The sequence below is a fragment of the Pseudomonas grandcourensis genome (genome assembly GCF_039909015.1).
GTDB classification, from domain to species: Bacteria; Pseudomonadota; Gammaproteobacteria; order Pseudomonadales; family Pseudomonadaceae; genus Aquipseudomonas; species Aquipseudomonas grandcourensis.
The window spans coordinates 4,248,751-4,265,918 of record NZ_CP150919.1 but is presented as its reverse complement, the minus strand read 5'-3'; the positions used below and the strand labels follow the sequence as shown (position 1 = coordinate 4,265,918).

16 protein-coding genes are annotated in these 17,168 nt (G+C 61.5%); 15 read left to right on the top strand and 1 reads right to left on the bottom strand.

The window, feature by feature from the left end; translation table 11 throughout:
- Positions 1–12 precede the first annotated feature (12 nt).
- The 15 genes from AABM52_RS19005 (at position 13) to AABM52_RS18935 (ending at position 15,276) form a co-directional block, all read left to right on the top strand.
- Positions 13–285, top strand: coding sequence for a hypothetical protein (locus AABM52_RS19005; protein WP_347907462.1), 273 nt, complete (start codon positions 13–15; stop codon positions 283–285).
- A 101-nt stretch (positions 286–386) separates the two neighbouring features.
- Positions 387–920, top strand: coding sequence for a response regulator (locus tag AABM52_RS19000; protein WP_347907461.1), 534 nt, complete (start codon positions 387–389; stop codon positions 918–920).
- Positions 921–1,004: 84 nt separating this feature from the next.
- The gene (locus AABM52_RS18995; protein ID WP_347907460.1) at positions 1,005–2,711 is read left to right on the top strand and encodes a GspE/PulE family protein; all 1,707 of its coding nucleotides are present in this window, start codon (positions 1,005–1,007) and stop codon (positions 2,709–2,711) included.
- Positions 2,692–3,495, top strand: a complete 804-nt coding sequence (locus AABM52_RS18990) for a hypothetical protein (RefSeq protein WP_347907459.1) — start codon at positions 2,692–2,694, stop codon at positions 3,493–3,495. The genes AABM52_RS18995 and AABM52_RS18990 overlap by 20 nt, the downstream gene beginning before the upstream one ends.
- A 1-nt stretch (position 3,496) precedes the next feature.
- Positions 3,497–4,042: a PilN domain-containing protein gene (locus AABM52_RS18985; protein ID WP_347907458.1), complete on the top strand. Its 546-nt coding sequence runs from the start codon at positions 3,497–3,499 to the stop codon at positions 4,040–4,042.
- Entirely contained in the window at positions 4,029–4,577 is a 549-nt protein-coding gene (locus AABM52_RS18980; protein ID WP_347907457.1) for a pilus assembly protein PilO, read from the top strand. Before AABM52_RS18985 ends, AABM52_RS18980 begins: the two co-directional genes overlap by 14 nt.
- Positions 4,577–5,095 (top strand): hypothetical protein, encoded by a 519-nt coding sequence (locus tag AABM52_RS18975; RefSeq protein WP_347907456.1) that lies wholly within the window; start codon positions 4,577–4,579, stop codon positions 5,093–5,095. Before AABM52_RS18980 ends, AABM52_RS18975 begins: the two co-directional genes overlap by 1 nt.
- Positions 5,092–6,930 (top strand): secretin N-terminal domain-containing protein, encoded by a 1,839-nt coding sequence (locus AABM52_RS18970; protein WP_347907455.1) that lies wholly within the window; start codon positions 5,092–5,094, stop codon positions 6,928–6,930. The genes AABM52_RS18975 and AABM52_RS18970 overlap by 4 nt, the downstream gene beginning before the upstream one ends.
- Before the next feature lie 2 nt (positions 6,931–6,932).
- On the top strand, positions 6,933–7,406 hold the full coding sequence (locus AABM52_RS18965; protein ID WP_347907454.1) for a type II secretion system protein: 474 nt from the start codon (positions 6,933–6,935) through the stop codon (positions 7,404–7,406).
- Between the two features lie 4 nt (positions 7,407–7,410).
- Positions 7,411–7,785 carry a type II secretion system protein gene (locus tag AABM52_RS18960; RefSeq protein ID WP_347907453.1) on the top strand — a complete coding sequence of 125 codons (375 nt, stop codon included), beginning with the start codon at positions 7,411–7,413 and terminating at the stop codon, positions 7,783–7,785.
- Entirely contained in the window at positions 7,760–8,299 is a 540-nt protein-coding gene (locus tag AABM52_RS18955) for a type II secretion system protein (protein WP_347907452.1), read from the top strand. The genes AABM52_RS18960 and AABM52_RS18955 overlap by 26 nt, the downstream gene beginning before the upstream one ends.
- Before the next feature lie 915 nt (positions 8,300–9,214).
- A complete protein-coding gene (locus AABM52_RS18950; protein WP_347907451.1) occupies positions 9,215–11,041 on the top strand; it encodes a DUF1302 domain-containing protein in 1,827 nt (608 codons plus the stop codon).
- Between the two features lie 11 nt (positions 11,042–11,052).
- Positions 11,053–12,390 (top strand): DUF1329 domain-containing protein, encoded by a 1,338-nt coding sequence (locus tag AABM52_RS18945; RefSeq protein ID WP_347907450.1) that lies wholly within the window; start codon positions 11,053–11,055, stop codon positions 12,388–12,390.
- Between the two features lie 154 nt (positions 12,391–12,544).
- Complete coding sequence (locus AABM52_RS18940) at positions 12,545–13,894, top strand: DUF1254 domain-containing protein (RefSeq protein WP_347907449.1); 1,350 nt, start codon at positions 12,545–12,547, stop codon at positions 13,892–13,894.
- Positions 13,891–15,276, top strand: coding sequence for a DUF1254 domain-containing protein (locus AABM52_RS18935; RefSeq protein WP_347907448.1), 1,386 nt, complete (start codon positions 13,891–13,893; stop codon positions 15,274–15,276). Before AABM52_RS18940 ends, AABM52_RS18935 begins: the two co-directional genes overlap by 4 nt.
- A 438-nt stretch (positions 15,277–15,714) precedes the next feature.
- Here AABM52_RS18935 and AABM52_RS18930 read toward each other — a convergent pair whose 3' ends face one another.
- Positions 15,715–17,019, bottom strand: coding sequence for an IS4 family transposase (locus AABM52_RS18930; RefSeq protein WP_347907447.1), 1,305 nt, complete (start codon positions 17,017–17,019; stop codon positions 15,715–15,717).
- Positions 17,020–17,168 lie beyond the last annotated feature (149 nt).

The following is a 17,168-nucleotide window of genomic DNA, read 5'->3' as shown; positions in this document are numbered from 1 at the left end:
CGGAGGTCGATCATGAAACTCGATGCCACCCGGCATATCCTGATCAAGGTAGCGCCCGGTGCAGACGCTTCCACTGGCGAAACCGCGGGGCTACGCTTAACCGCAATGAGGGCATCGGCGCCATTGCGCTCGCGCAACGAGTCGAGGGGATTTACGATCAATAGGGGTTCCCCAACAGTGGGGGGAGAAATTCAATGTCAATCCGGTCGCTTTCCCCGTTTTTGGGGGATGGAATTGCGGTACGAAAAGGCATTGTTTTTTAAATTCAAGGACATGAAGACCTAAAATTACCGGCGCCCAGCCTGGCATGAAGTGTGCGTTACCCCTGTCAGGGCGCGCACTCCGTCAGGTTCAAAACCCGGACCTGCGGTTTCAAGGAGTCCACCTTGTTAAACAAAGTACTGGTTGTTGATGACGAACAGTTGCTGGCGGAGAACCTCCAGGGGTACCTGCAGGCGCAAGCACTGGAAGTCCGGATTGCCCACGACGGTGCGCAAGGAATCGCTGAAGCTGACGATTTCGCGCCCGATGTGATGGTGTTCGATTACCGCTTGCCCGATATGGAAGGCTTTCAGCTGCTCGATACCGTCCGCCAGAACAGGAAGTGTCATTTCGTGCTGATCACAGGGCATCCAACCGCAGAGGTTTGCGAGCGGGCCCGGCAACTGGGCGTCAGCCATATCCTGTTCAAACCGTTTCCATTGGCGGAATTGGCCCGTGCAGTGCTTGATCTTCTGGGCAGGCAACGCGAACCCAAAGCGGGAGTGAGCACTTCCGAAGGCTTCGTCGAACGACGCCAGAGCAGGACCGAGAGTTTCCCGCTGCAGTTGTACGACGGTAGTTGGGTGCTGGCAGATCGCCGAAAAAGTACATCGGCCTCCAAGGCGCCAGACGACGAACAATTGCTTACCGGGGAGTAGTGGCGCGACAAGACGTTTCGGCTTCCGCCGAAATGGCTCGCCGCGCCGACAGGGCCCAAAGCCCCGGGCGTTGGAGAGTAAGCCATGGACCGTCTATCCCTTGCCGTAGAACCGGCGCAACCGGAACGTGCACCGACTCGTTTCAGCAGTGAACAACTGGCCCAGGCCCGAGCCCTGGCCACCAGTTCCGGCGAGCGGATGCTGGACGCCCTCGGGGGGCTGTGCGAACTGGCTCCCATGCCTTTCATTCAATGCCTCGGTGTAACCCTGCACTACCCGGTGCTCGACACCGACAGCCTGTTCAATTCCACCCCGGTGTTCGACCGGGTGACCCTGGCCCAATGCCTCAAGCGCGAATTCATCCTGCTGCGTCATAACGATGCGGTCATCGGTGTGTTCGCCGACCCCTTTGACAGTGCGCGCCTGGCCTGGATCGATGAATGCCTGCAAGGCGCGCCGCTGTACCTGGTGCATGCCGATGACCTGAAGGCCTACCTGGCGCGTCACGAAGAAAGCTTCCATGCAGTGGAGTCGCTAAACGCCCAGAGCGACGCCGGTGCCGAAATCGATAACCTGCAAAGCCTGTCCCTGACCAGCATCAGCGAAGACTCCAGCGTCGTGGTCAAACTGGTCAACTCGACCCTGTACGACGCGCTGAAAATGCACGCCAGTGACATCCACCTCGGCACCACCGGCAGCGGCCTGGTGATCAAGTACCGGATCGACGGTGTGCTCAACAACATCAGCAAGATCCAGGGCAACGAATTCGCCGAGCAAGTGATTTCCCGGGTCAAGGTCATGGCCGAACTGGATATCGGCGAAAAACGCGTGCCTCAGGATGGTCGCTTCAAGATCGGTATCAGCGGCCGGCAGATCGACTTCCGGGTGTCGATCATGCCGAGCATTTTCGGGGAAGACGCGGTGCTGCGGGTCCTCGACAAACAGGACCTGGCCGACAAGGTCTGCGGCGTGCAACTGCAGGCCCTGGGCTTTGAGGAAGAAACCCTGCGCCAGCTGCGCCGGCTGGCTGCCGAACCCTACGGCATGGTGCTGGTGACCGGGCCGACCGGTAGCGGCAAGACCACCACCCTGTACGCGATGATCACCGAGATCAACCACGGCGTGGACAAGATCATCACCATTGAAGACCCGGTGGAGTACCAGTTACCGGGCGTGCTGCAGATCCCCGTCAACGAGAAGAAAGGCCTGACCTTCGCCCGGGGCCTGCGCTCGATCCTGCGCCATGACCCGGACAAGATCATGGTCGGTGAAATCCGTGACCCGGACACCGCACAGATCGCCGTGCAATCGGCGCTCACCGGTCACCTGGTGTTCACCACCATTCACGCCAACAACGTGTTCGACGTCATCGGTCGTTTTACCCAGATGGAAATCGATCCCTACAGCCTGGTCTCGGCACTCAATGCGGTGCTGGCCCAGCGTTTGATCCGCCTGGTCTGTACCAGTTGCAGCAGCCCTTACAGCCCGACGCAAGAAGAGCTGGAGGTCTCGGGGCTGGATCCGCAAAATGTCGCTCACTACCAGTTCGTCCACGGCAAGGGCTGCGGGCATTGCCGGGGCACCGGTTATCGCGGGCGTAGCGCGATTGCCGAGCTGTTGCACCTGGACGACGAATTGCGACAAATGATCGTCGAGCGCCAACCCATTTCGAAAATCAAGGCGCACGCCTGCAAGCGTGGCTTGCGCCTGTTGCGCGAGTCGGCGCTGGAGATGGTGGAACAGGGCCGGACGACTCTCGAGGAGATCAATCGTGTCACTTTTATCTCGTGAGCAATTTGTCGCCGTGCTCGGCGCCAGCGGTGTTGGCCTGGGGCAACGCCAAGGCAATGCAACCCGTTGGCTGGGCAGCGTCGGCTACATCGACGAAGGCTTCCAGGCCTGGACGGTGGCCCTCGATACCCTCGACCGTTTGCTCGCCGAACACAGCGTTGCCAGGGCGGAACTGACCGTGGTGATCTCCGGGCACTTCAGCCGTTATTGCCTGGTGCCCTGGAGTGAGCAGATCAGCAGCCCGGCTGAATTGCAGGGCTTTGCCCAACTGTGTTTCGAAGACCTCTACGGTGCCCCGACGCAGCCCTGGAGCCTGGTGCTCTCGGCTGAACCCGCCGGTTACGACCGCATCGCCACCGCGCTGCCACAGGACTTGCTCGAACGCCTGCGCGCCCTGGTCAGTGCTCGCGGTTTGCGCCTGCGTTCGGTGCAGCCGTACCTGATGGCGGCGTTCAACCATTTTGATAAAAGCTTTGAGGCCGGGGACTTCCTGTTCGTGGTCGCCGAACCGGTACGCAGCGTGTTGCTGCTGGCCCGGGAAGGGCGCTGGACCTCGGTGCGTTCGGTGGGCAGCAGCGACAGCGATGCCGCGCTGACCGCGCTGATCGGTCGTGAACACCAGTTGCAGGCTTGCACCAGCGAACGGCCGTTGAATGTCTACCTGCATGCACCGGCGCGTATCGATTCGCACCCTGACGTGCCCGGTGTGCATCTGCGCACCCTCGAAGAAGACCGGACCGCCGTACGCGATAGCCTGTACGTCATGTCTCGGGCGGTGGCCTGACATGCGCCCCCTGATGCTCGACTTTCAGCCGCGCCGCCGTGCAGGCCCTTTGGGCTGGAGCCTGCTGGCCGGTGGCGTGGTGCTGACATTGACTTGCCTCATGGTGCAACAGCACCTGAGCAATGAGGCCGACCAACAGCAAGGTCATCTGCAAACCACACAGCGGGTGCTCACCGGCGATACCGGCAGCAAGCTCAGCCTGACCCCGGCGCAAATTCGCGAGCAGGCGCAGAACCTGGCGGAAATGCGCAAGGTCTCCCAACAGTTGCGCCGCCCTTGGGAGCGTCTGTTCGCCACCCTCGAAGCCATGCCGCGGGACAACATCGCCCTGCTGACCCTGACCCCGGACGCCCGCAAGGGCCAGCTGCGGATCAGCGCCGAGGCGCTGGACCTGGAAGCCATGCTCGATTTCCACCGCCGCCTCGAGGCCAGCGACGAGCTGTCCGACGTGTCGCTGCTGAGCCACGAAATTGTCGCCAACGTGCCGGAACACCCGGTGCAGTTCAACCTGTCGGCTACCTGGGAGATCGGCGATGCAAATCCATAAACTGATCGTCCACGAATACCTGCAAGGCCTGGGCGTTCCGGGGCTGGCAGGGATGACCATGCTGGTGCTGGCGCTGAGCTATGGCCTGGTGGGGTTGCTGCCGGACTGGGAATCACTGCAAAGCCTCAGCCAGCAGACCCGCGAAGCCACCGAGTACCTGGCCAAGGTCGAAGACGGCACAGTGGCGGCGCCGGTGGTGCCGCAGCGCCAGCTCGACGATTTCCGCAGCAAGTTGCCGTCCCAGCCCCAGGCCACCGTGGCCATCGACAAGATCTACGCCCTGGCCGCCCAGGAACACATCACCTTGTCCCGGGGTGAATACTCCCTGGGTGTGGACCCCAAGACCCACCTGGCCCGTTATCAGATTCTGCTGCCGGTACGTGGCAGCTACCCGCAACTGCGGCGTTTCCTGCACGCCTTGCTCGGCCAGTTGCCGGCGGTGGTGCTCGAGGATGTGGAGCTTTCGCGCAAGAATATCGCCGAAACCGACCTGACCGGGCGGATCCGCATGACCCTTTACCTGTCGAGGTCATGATGAATACCAAACGAGTGGTGGGTTGGGTGGCGTTCTTCGGTGTAGCGGCAGCGCTCGCCTGGCTTCCCGAACTCTTCAATCAGGCCGACGACAGCAACCCTGCGGTGGCCACCGTGGCTATGCCAGCCAAGGGCAAGACCCCAGGCGCATCGACGGCTGCATCGAGCGCCGTGGCGCTAACGCCGATCAAGGACCTGAGCCCGGCAGGCGACCTGTTCGCCGCCCGCAGCTGGATAGCGGCGCCGGCCCCTGGCACCGTCGCTGAACAACAGGCAGTCGTTACTCCTGTGGTGCAAGTCCCCACTGCACCACCGTTGCCATTCCAGTTTGTCGGCAGACTGGATGACCGTTCCGATCTGCAGGTGTTCCTGCAGAGCGGCGAAAAAATATACGTCGTGCGCAAAGGGGATGTCATCGACGAAACCTGGCGGATCGTGCGGATTTCCGATAAGGAACTGAGCCTGGTCTACCTGCCTCTGCATTTAGCGCAGACCTTGTCTGTGGGGAGTACGGAATGAACAAATCCCGTTTGTTGATGAGCCTTTGTCTCTGCGCAGGGCTGGCCGCATGCAGTACCGCGCAGGTCGCCAGGGATGAAGCTTCGGCCCTGATCGAATCGGGCCAGTACGAAGCCGGTCTGGCGCGAATCGAAGAGGGATTGCGGGAAAATCCTCGCGATACCGAACTGCACATGGCTCTCAACAGCGGACGGGCCCTTGCCGTGAAGGCGCTGCTGGCCCAGGCCGACATGGACCGGGCCCAGCGTAATTTCGCCGGGGCCCGCATGACGTACGGCCGGGTCTTGACCATCGAGCCGAACAACCGTCGTGCCCAGGACTCCCTGCACCAGCTGGACTACCTGCGCACTATGGACGAGAAACTCGAACTGGCCCGTGGCGACCTGCGTCGCGGTGACATCTACGGTGCCGACCGCCAGGTCAAACAGATCCTCGAACTGGACCCGAAGAACGAGGGGGCGCTGGAGCTGCAGGACAACATCCGCCTGGTACAGAGCCGCAACGTGGTGCCGTACCCACAATTGCGCACACGCCTGGACCGGCCGGTGACCCTGGAATTTCGCGATGCCAACCTCAAAACCATTTTCGAAGTGCTGTCCCAGGTCGCCGGCCTGAACTTCATCTTCGACAAGGACCTGCGTCCGGACATGAAAGCCACCATCTTCGTGCGTGACGTGCGTATCGAAGACGCCGTGGAACTGCTGCTGCAACAGAACCAGTTGCATCAGAAAGTGGTGAATGAAAACACCGTGCTGATCTACCCCGACTCGCCGCAGAAGCTCAAGGATTACCAGGAGCTGGTGATGCGCACCTTCTACCTGACCAGCATCGATGCCAACACCGCGCTGAACATGATCAAGACCATGCTCAAGACCCGCGACGTGTTTGTCGATGAACGCCTCAACACCTTGACCATGCGCGATACCGGTGACGCAGTGCGCATGGCGGAAAAGCTCCTGCAATCGCAGGACCAGTCCAATCCGGAAGTGGTGCTGGAAGTGGAAGTGATGGAAGTCGCCCGCCAACGCATTCTCGACCTTGGCCTGCAATGGCCCAATACCTTCGGTGTAATCAACAGCGATGGCTCGGCGGTGTCGATTCTTGACCAGCTCAAAGGCATCGATTCCAGCCGGATTTCCATCACGCCATCGCCACAGGCCAAGATCAATGCCCAGGACAAAGACATCAACACCCTGGCCAGCCCGGTGATCCGGGTGAGCAACCGCGAACAGGCGCGCATCCACATCGGTCAGCGCGTGCCGATCATCAGCGCCACTTCGGTGCCTTCGACTCAGGGCCCGGTGATCACCGAAAGCGTGACCTACCTCGACGTCGGTCTGAAGCTTGAAGTGCAGCCCATCGTGCACCTGAACAACGAAGTGGCGATCAAGATCGCGCTGGAAGTCAGTAACGCCACGCCGCTGTCGCCGACCGCTCAGGGCACCATTCCGGTCCAGGTCGATACCCGCAACGCCCAGACCACATTGCGTCTGCATGATGGCGAAACCCAGATCCTCGCCGGTCTGGTGCGTAACGACCACGGCGCCAGCGGTAACAAGATCCCTGGCCTTGGCGACATTCCCGGCCTGGGCCGCCTGTTCGGCAGCAACAAGGATGACGTCAGCAAATCCGAACTGGTGCTGTCGATCACCCCGCGGATCGTGCGCAACCTGCCGTACCAGAGCCCGTCGGACATGGAATTCTCGACCGGCACCGAAACCAGCATGCACATCCAGTCACCGGATCGTTCAATGAGCACGACGGTTCAGGCCGCTCCCGTGAGCGATCCCATGAGCGCACCGATCGCTACCACCGTTACTGTCGGGAAGCCTTGATCATGAACGCCCCGCAACGCGGTTTTACCCTGATCGAAGTCGTGGTGACGCTGGCCCTGGTCGGCCTGCTGGCCGGCATGGCCGCACCGCTGACCGAGACGGTGGTGCGGCGGGGCAAGGAGCAGGACCTGAGGACCGCGCTGTACCAGATCCGCGATGCCATCGACGCCTACAAACAAGCATTCGACGCCGGCTACATCGAGAAGACGCTCGACAGCAGCGGCTACCCGCCAAACCTGAAAGTGCTGGTCGAGGGTGTGCGTGACGTGCGCAGCCCCAAGGGCGCCAAGTTCTACTTCCTGCGGCGCATCCCCCGTGATCCGCTGGCCATCGTCAAGCGTGACGACGAGGGCGGCTGGGGCCTGCGCTCCTATGACAGTTCGGCCGAGAACCCGCGCGAGGGCCAGGACGTCTTTGACGTCTACTCCAAGGCCCGGGGCAAGGGTCTCAACGGCATCACCTACCGGGAGTGGTGAGCATATGCGTCGGCAAAAGGGTTTTACCCTGATTGAACTGATGGTGGTCATGGCGATCATCGCGACCCTGATGACGATCGCCTTGCCACGCTACTTCAGCAGCCTGGAAGCTTCCAAAGAGACCACCTTGCACCAGAGCCTGTCGTCCATGCGCGAGGCACTGGATCACTACTACGGGGACACAGGGCGTTATCCCGACTCCCTCGAGCAACTGGTCGAACTGCGTTACCTGCGCAACCAGCCGCTGGACCCGATTGCCGAGCGCAAGGACACCTGGGTCATGGTCGCGCCGCCGGATGGCGTGGCGGGCGGGGTCGCCGATATCAAGAGTGGAGCCAGCGGGAGGGCGCGAGATGGCAGCCTTTATTCCGAGTGGTAAACCTTCGAACCAGGATGGCTTCACTTACCTTGGGGTGCTGTTTCTGATCGTCGTGCTGGGCATGGGCCTGGCCAGTGCCGGCGAGTTGTGGGCCACCGCTTCGCGCCGGGATCGCGAAATCCAGTTGCTCTGGGCCGGTACGCAATATGCCCAGGCGTTGCGCAGCTATTACCGCAGTTCGCCCGGTATGGCCCAGTACCCGAAAGAACTCACGGACCTGTTGCAGGACGAGCGTTTCCCGACGGCCAGGCACCATCTGCGGCAGTTGTACCCGGAGCCGATGACGGGGGGCGAGTGGGAACTGATGCGCGATTTGAACGGGCGGATCAGCGGTGTGTACTGCCCGTCCGAACAGAAGCCGCTCAAGCAAGAGAACTTTCCCAGCCAGTGGTCGGACTTCAAGGGTCTGGCCAGCTATAAGGATTGGCAGTTCGTGGCCGAGAAAGTCGTCTTCGATGGCGCCGGGGGACCGCCGAAAGAACAGTCCACCGGGCCCCAGGCATTGCAGCCTTGAACCTTGGGGGCGGGTTTGGACAGCTAACACATTTCCGCCAGATGTACCCGGTCCAATTGTGGGAGCGAGCCTGCTCGCGAAGGCGGCCTGGTAGCTGACCTGTCTTTGGTTGACCGTGTACATATCCGTTGCTGCGGTAACGGCGGCTGGCGGTTTCGCCCTTACGGCGAGTCCCTTTGGCAAACGCCCCAAAGGAACCAAAGGTCTCGCCCCTTGCGTCCGGCCCCTCGCTGAGGCTCGGCGTTCCTTCGCTCCGGTATTCATCCGGGGGCATTGCCCTCCGGTCGGCTTCGCTTCGACCTACATGCAATGTGTTCGACTGCGTCGAACGGCGCTGCGCGCCCATCCCCGGATGAACACCTCCACTCAGCCTTCCGAGGGGGCGGGTGGATCAAGATCAAGAGCTGCAGGCGAGCTAACGCTCGGCCTGATGAGTGGTGAGGAGCGACGCGGTGGTGTGGGCTGCTCTGCCTTTGCTTTTCTGTGTGAGCGAACTTGCTCGCGATGGCGACCTGCCAGCCGACCAGTTTCTTGCAGACATACCCGGATCAATTGTGGGAGCGAGCCTGCTCGCGATGACGGCCTGCCAGCCACCATGTACCTCACAGACGAACGACCCCAAAAACCAGGCCGGCCGGTAGGCCGCCTCGGATGCTGTTGCGGTACACGCCCCCTCGTGAGGCCGAATGTCAGGGGCAAGAGCCCTTGGTTACTTGGGGCTTTTCCAAGTGACCCGCCGTAAGGGCGGAACCCTAAGTGGCCGTTACCGCAGCAACGGATATGTACACCCACAAAACACTCATCGCCTGCCACGCAGCCACCCCGATGATTATTTTTTGTCGGCCATCGCTTGCGTGTCGCGCCCGATAGTTGGGCACCGTGTCCGGGCTGAGCAAACCTGACCGGAGCCCAATAATGATAAAAAAACGCTCGGCCACAGCCGGAGTCCGCCAACGACTTCACCGGCTTGGCCATACCCGCCCGCAACCCCTTGCGCTGGCGATTCTTGCCGTATTGACGGGGCCGACCTATGCCACCACTTTTGACATCAACGAAGACTGGAGCCTGTCGACCAAGACCAGCCTGAGCCTGGGCAGCAGCTGGTCGACGCAAAACCCTGACAAAAGCCTGATGACCCGCGCCAACGCCTTGCAGGCCCAGGGCGTGAACGCCAATGGCACCAGCATCAGCGCCGACGACAACCGGCTGAACTTCGAGAAGGGCGACCCCATCTCGCAACTCTTCAAGGGCCTCACCGATGTCAGTCTCGATGGCCAGGGCCAGGGCGCGTTCATTCGCTTCAAATACTGGTACGACCACGCCTATGAAACCGGCAATGGTCGCTTCAAGGATTTCGATGATTCGGGCTGGGACGACCTGGCCAAATTCAAGGGCTTCGAGGTGCTCGATGCCTACGTCTGGAAAGACTTCCAGGTGGCCGAGCATCCGTTGAGCGTGAAGGTCGGCAACCAGGTGTTGTCCTGGGGCGAGGCGCTGCTGATCCAGAACGGCATCAACGTGATCAACCCGCTGGACATCTCGGCGTTCAACCGTCCCGGCGTGGAAATCAAGGAAGGCCAGTTGCCGGTGGAGATGGTCTCCTTCAGCTTCGGCCTGAGCGACACCACCAACCTCGAAGGTTTCTACCAGTACAACTGGCGCCCCAGCGTACTCGACGGTTGTGGCACTTTCTTCGCCAGCAGCGATGTGATCCAGCCGGGTTGCGGGCCGCTGTTTCTGAGCCAGGTACAGACCGATCAACAGATGCAGGCCGCTGGATTGTTCGCCACGTCCCGGGGCAACGAGTCGCCGTCGGACAATGGCCAGTTCGGCTTCGCCCTGCGCCAGATGATCCCCGCACTTAACGATGCGGAAGCGGCGATCTACTACATCAACTATCACTCGCGGTTGCCGTATTTCACCATTAACGCCAGGAACACAGCCTTGCCCGGCACCTTCCCCGGTGGCATCCAGGGGCCGAGCTATGCGGCGGCTTTCCCGGAAAACATTCACCTGTACGGCATCAGCCTCAACGGCGTCGAGCCGGTCACCGGGATTTCCCTGGCCAGTGAATTGAGCTATCGGCCGAACATGCCGATCGCGATCAACGCGCCCGACGTCAACGTCGCCGTGATTTCCGGGCCCGGGGGCAGTTCCTGGGTGCAGTTGCCGCCTGGTTTCAGCACCACCAATGGCAGCCAGTTCGATGCGTGGGAGCGCAAGGGTGTCTGGCAACTGACCGGTTCGGCCACCCAGGCCATCGATAACGTGCTGGGTGCCACGCGCCTGAGCCTGTTCGGTGAAGCCGGGGTCGTGCACATCGAAGACCTCGGGGATGAGCGCCTGGGCCGTAACGCCGCGTTCGGCCGCAGCGCCCCGCGCAACGGCACGCTGTGCAACACCGTGGCTTCAGGTGTGACCAACCAGTACTGCACCGACAAGGGCTTTGCCACCGATTGGTCGTGGGGTTATCGCCTGCGCGCCAGCCTCGAATACAGCGATGTGTTGCCGGGCATCAACCTGATTCCGGCCGTCAACTGGCGGCATGACGTCGAGGGCTATTCCTACGATCCGCAAGGGCCGTTCCAGGAAGGCCAGCAAGCCCTCGGCGTGAGCCTGACCGGCGTCTACATGAACGATTACAGCGTTGAACTGGCCTACAACGCGTTCTTCGGTTCCAACGACTACAGCACCCTCGACGACCGCGACTTCGCATCCGTCAGCTTCAAGGCAGACTTCTAAGGAGAACCGTTATGCGTATGCAATTGTGCGTGCTGGCCCTGGCCTGCACCGTCGGCCTGGCTCAGGCCAAAGGCACCGATTCGGCGGCACTGGGCAAGACCCTGACCCCCATGGGCTCGGAAATGGCAGCCAATGCCGACGGCAGCATTCCGGCCTGGACCGGAGGGCTTGCCGCCAACGCCGGTACCGTCGACAGCAAGGGTGGCTACAGCGATCCGTTTGCCGCCGAGAAACCCTTGTTCACGGTCACGGCAAAGAACGTGGCGCAGTACGAAAAGTTTCTCAGCCCTGGGCAAATCGCGTTGTTCAAGCGGTTTCCCGACACCTACAAGATGAACATCTACCCGAGCCATCGCAGCGCCAACCTGCCCAAGGATGTGCTGGCGGCCAGTCGTGAGAACGTCGCCAAAACCAGCATGGCCGACGGCGGCAACGGCCTGCATGACTACGCCAGGGGCATTCCGTTTCCGTTGCCCACCGAAGGCCTGGAGGTGATGTGGAACCACATGACCCGTTACCGTGGCGGCAGCTACGAGCGCATCAGCAGCTCGGCGCTGGTGCGCGAAAACGGCGCCACCAGCTACGTGCGCAACCAGTCGTTGATCAACTTTGCCGACACCGTGGGTGGACTGGAACCGGGCTCGAACATCCTGTTCATGTTCAAGAGCCGGGTGCTGGAACCGGCGCGTCTGTCCGGCGAGGCGGTGCTGGTGCACGAGCCGATCGACCAGGTCGCCGAACCGCGTTCGGCCTGGCAATACCTGCCGGGACAACGTCGCGTGCGTCGTGCGCCGATGATCGCCTACGACAACAGCGCCCGTTACAGCAACGGCCTGATCACCGCCGACAACATCGACGGCTACAACGGCGCGCCGGACCGTTTCGACTGGAAACTGGTGGGCAAGCAAGAGCTGTTCATCCCTTACAACAGCTACAAGATCGGCAGCCGCGACCTCAAGTACGACGCCGTGATCAAGCCCAACCACGTCAACCAGGACCTGGCTCGTTACGAGAAGCACCGCGTGTGGGTGGTCGAAGCGACCCTCAAGCCTGATGCGCGGCATATCTATGCCAAGCGCCGCTTCTATGTGGATGAAGACAGCTGGCAGATCGCCCAGTCGGACCAGTACGACAGCCGCGGCGAACTGTGGCGCAGCGGTGAACTGCACGCGATCCAGCAGTACGATCACGGCTTCACCTACAACGTGCTGGAAACCTCCTATGACCTGATCTCCGGACGCTACTACGCCGGCGGCCTGGCCAACGAAGAGACCGAACCGATGCGCGTGGGCTTCGCCGCCAAGACCGACGACTATACCCCGTCGGACCTGCGGCGCTGGGCCAAGTAAACCGGGAGGTACCGTAATCCCCCTGTGGGAGCGAGCTTGCTCGCGATGGCGGCGTATCAGACGACATTGATGTTGGCTGTTCCGGCTTCATCGCGAGCAAGCTCGCTCCCACAGGGATCTATGTGTGCCGATGTTTTGCTACAGGAGATCTGCCATGCGCTACTGGATATCCGCTCTGGCCCTGGGCGCGAGCCTGGGCACTGTTCACGCCGCAACCCTGGATCAACAGCAAGCGAAAGCCCTGGCGCAGGAGGCCTACGTGTTCGCCTACGCCACCGTCGAACACGACAAGGTGCTCAGCGCCATCGCCGCGAAACTGCCGTTCAACCGCCTCTACAGCGAACCGCGCCTGCTCGGCCCGCAAGACAACAAAGTGGTATCGCCCAACAACGACACCTTCTATTCCCGCGCGTTGCTCGATCTGCGCAGTGAACCGATGGTGCTGGACGTGCCGCCCGTGCAAGGTCGCTACTACAGCTTCCAACTGGTCGACATGCGCACCGACAACCTCGACTACATCGGCACCCGCGCCACGGGCGATCAAGCGGGGCGCTACCTGATCGTCGGGCCGGACTGGAAGGGGCAGGTGCCATCGGGTTTCAACGCGGTGATTCGCTCACCGAGCCGGCTAGTCTTTCTGTTGGGACGGACCGAGGTCAAGGGCGACGCGGATCAGAAAGACGCCGCGCAAGTGCTGAAGGGCTACGCCTTGCAACCGCTGTCCAAAGTGAATGGCGGCGCGGCGCCTGAACCGCAGGTACCGCTGCAACTGCCAGCCTACACGGACACGAAACAAGGGCCGGCACAGGCACTGTTCAACACCTTCAACGCGCTGGCCCCCTTGCACCAATGGACCGCCAGCGAACAAAAGAAGCTGGCCCGTTTCGCCGCCATCGGCGTGAAACCGGGGACCGAATTCCAGGCCCCGGCGGACTTGAGCGAAGCCGTCGCCCAAGGTGCCGAAGCCGGTCGCGAACAGGTCCGCGCAGCCTCCAGCCAGCTGTCGGTGGAACGGCAGGGCTGGTTGCCGTCGCCGTCTAACGTCGGCAAGTTTGGCGACGATGACCTGACTCGTGCCGCGGTCGCCTGGCGCTACATCTACGCCAACGATGCGGTGGAAGCGCTGTACCCGATGGCATTGCACGACGCCCATGGGCAGGCGCTTGATGGCCAACACGCCTATCGCCTGCATTTTCCCGCCGGGCAATTGCCGCCGGTGAATGCGTTCTGGTCGCTGACCCTGTATGACGGCAAAACCCAGTTGCTGGTGGCCAACCCGATCCAGCGTTACGCCCTGGGCGATCGCAGCCCTGGTCTACAATACGATGCCGACGGCGGCTTGACCCTGATCCTGCAAGCCGATGCGCCCAAGGCTGCACCGCAGGGCAACTGGCTGCCGACGCCGCAGGGTCCGTTCAACCTGCTGTTGCGCCTGTACCTGCCCAAGGGCGGGGCATTGGACGGGAGTTATCAGTTGCCGACGATAACGAGGATCGAATCATGAACCTGATTTTCAGTCGCCGCCGGGTGCTGGGCAGCATGGGGGTAATGGGCGGCAGCCTGATGTTTCCACGCTGGTTGCTGGCCGCTGATTCCGATGACCCGCGGCAGATTGCCAAAGAGGCATGGATTTACGCCTACCCCATGCTCATGCATTACCAGACCATGGAAAAACAGGCACTCAAACCGGCCGCGCCGGAGTACGTCGGCGGCTTCAACCGCTTTCGTCATTACAGCGAGTTGTTCACCCCGAACAACCGCGACATTGTCACGCCGAACAACGACACGCCGTACTCCTGGGCCTGGCTTGACCTGCGCAGCGAACCCCAGGTGTTGAGCGTGCCGGCGGTCGATGACGAGCGCTATTACGTGTTTCAACTGGTCGACCAGTACACCCACAACTTTGCCTATGTCGGCGTGCTCAGCACCGGTCGCGATGCGGGCAATTACCTGATCGTCGGGCCCGACTGGCAAGGCCCGACACCCGACGGCGTCAAGGCGGTGCTGCGCAGTGAAACCGAAATCGTCATGGTGCTTGGAAGAACGGGCCTGAAAAACGCCAAGGACCTGCCGGCGGTGCGGGCCTTGCAGCAGCAATACGGTTTGCGCTCGTTGCATGAATTCATCGGCAGTGCGCCGCCCGTGGCTGCGCCGGCGATTGACTGGCGACCCTGGGACAGCAAGACCGGGTTGGGGCTGGAGTTTATCCCGGCGCTGAATCAGATCCTCAGCCTGTGCCCCACGCAACCGTCCGAACAAGCCTTGCGCGCACGCTTTGCACGGATCGGCATCGTGCCCGGCCAGGCTTTCGACCCGGCGAAGTTGCCGCCTGCAACGCACCAGGCACTGCTCGCCGGGATTCAAGACGCCCAGGCGCAACTGCAAACCGCGGTGAGCCAAGTACGCACCACCCTCGGCCTGTTCGGCACTCGCGAAGCGCTGAACGGCAATTACCTCAACCGCGCCGTCGCGGCGAATGTCGGCATCTACGGCAACAGCGTGGAGGAGGCGTTCTACACCGGCACTCGCCTGGATAATCAGGGGCAACCCTTGCAGGGTGGGCGGAGCTATCGCCTGCATTTCGCACCGGGTCAATGGCCGCCGGCCAGCGAGTTCTGGTCGCTGACCTTGTATGACTTGCCAGACCGGCAACTGGTGGCCAACCCGATCAATCGCTACTGTCTGAGCAGCCGGGATCAGTTGCAAAAAGATTCGGACGGCGGGTTGACGTTGATCCTGCAAAACATAGCTCCGACAGAACAGAGCAACTGGTTGCCGACACCGGCGAGCGGGGCGTTCAGCCTGGTCCTGCGCCTATATGGGCCCGGGCAACAGGTGGTTAATCAACGTTGGCAAATGCCGGTGGTTGAACTGGTGTCTGCCTGACCGCATCGCGAGCAGGGGATTTGTATCGGTCAAAGTACTTGTGCTCGACCGGGATCCTGTGGGAGCGGGCTTGCCCGCGAAAGCGGTATGTCAGTCAATGATGATGTCGAGTCTGACGCCCCCTTCGCGAGCAAGCCCGCTCCCACAGTTTTGAAATGTGTACGGACTAGAGAACCAGGCCGGCCGGTAGGCCGCCTCGGGCGCTGTTGCGGTACACGCCCCCTCGTGAGGCCGAGCGCAGGTTCTGCGCAGTGGGCAACCCGGCATGGATGCCGGGTTAGTCGCCCCCGGCCATGGATGGCCGATGGCGACGGGCCCACGGAGCAGGACCGGAGCGAGGGCATGCCGAGCCACGGCGAGGCACCGAATGTCAGGGGCAAGAGCCCTTTGGTTACTTTGGGGCTTTTCCAAAGTGACCCGCCGTAAGGGCCAGCCCTTTCAAGGTGTTTTCCCTTTATGGGCTTTGAGCACCCGGTCGGTCGACACATGAGCATGCGCAGCTTTGCCGTCCAGCCACTCCTTGGGTTTGGCGATTTTGGGACCACGTATGCTTTTGGCGACCTGTTTGGGCTTGATGTTCCTGGCCAGCGCCAACAGACGCTCCGCCAGCGTTTCCGAGGTCGTTTGGAGTGATAGATAGTCCGAGGGCAACGCGATCTGCATGCCCTCATAACCGCTGCGTACTTGTACCGTCAGATGGAAGATCGAAGCTTCCCAGCCTTCGGGCAATGTCTCGCGATGAGCCTGCTCCACGCTGCGTTTGAGCACTGCCAGGACGTTGTAGGCCAAGATCGCTGAAGCAAAACCCAGCAACGCCGCCCGCGGAGCGCCAAGGCTTTCGATTTCACTGTCCAGCACCGATTCCAGGCGCTGGAACATCCCTTCGATACTCCAGCGACGACGGTATAACTCGGCGATCTGCCCGGCGCTGACGGTGTCTGGCAAGTTGCTCCAGAACCACATCACAGTGTCGCCTGAGTCAGTAGGTGCCTGTAGGTTCAGTTCAACTCGGCGCCAGCGGTGACCACCTTTGAGTTCGATGATTTGCTCGCGCACCGTTCCGGATTCGATGGCCACAGATTCTTGCCAGCCGCCTTCCTCAATCAACCGTGGATGCTTGCTTTGCTGGCGAATAATGAAAGAAGCGCCCGCTTCCTCGCAGGCTTGCATGACGGGCAGCGTGCAGTACAACCGATCAGCCATCCACAGCTGGCCCTTAGTGGCGCAGGCCAACAACGGCAGCACGCTGACGCGCTCACTCGCGTAGGCATCCTCGCATGGCTGCAAGTCGACAATCTGATCCCGGTCCGGGTCGTAGACCACTACTGAAAACCCTGGTCGCGCCGCACCTCGCTCACGCCGCAAGGCCCCCAAGCGTTTTTCGGTAGATGGCAGGTGATTGCCGTCAACGATGCGCAGCTGCCAGCCGGGCAAAATGGCTGAACAGCCCAACTCTTTTATCGTCGGAGCCAAGCGCTCGGCGCTTCCTGTAACCAACGCCCGCAGCAACGCGGGCTCTGTGCGGCTGACCTTGTCATAGAGCGCCGCCAAGGTAACCGGTAGCCCCTCCATTTGCCGGGCAGCGGCATGCAAAGAAGGGCGCAAACCCAATGAAACAAGGGACATCAGCTCAACGATGGTCGAAAACAAAAGCTCACGCGGGTATTGGCGTTGACGGTGTTCTTCAAACACCTGATCAACCCATTCGGCAGGAACAGCCTGCTCCAGTATCAATTTAGTCATGACACTGGCCGGTGTCTTTTTTTCAAACCGCGCTAGAACTTCTGCCCACATCGTTTTCGTCACCCTGACTGGAGTTTTGGGGGGAGTTTAAACGAAGACCTTGAAAGGGCTGGCCGTAAGGGCGGAACCAATAGCGGCCGTTACCGCAG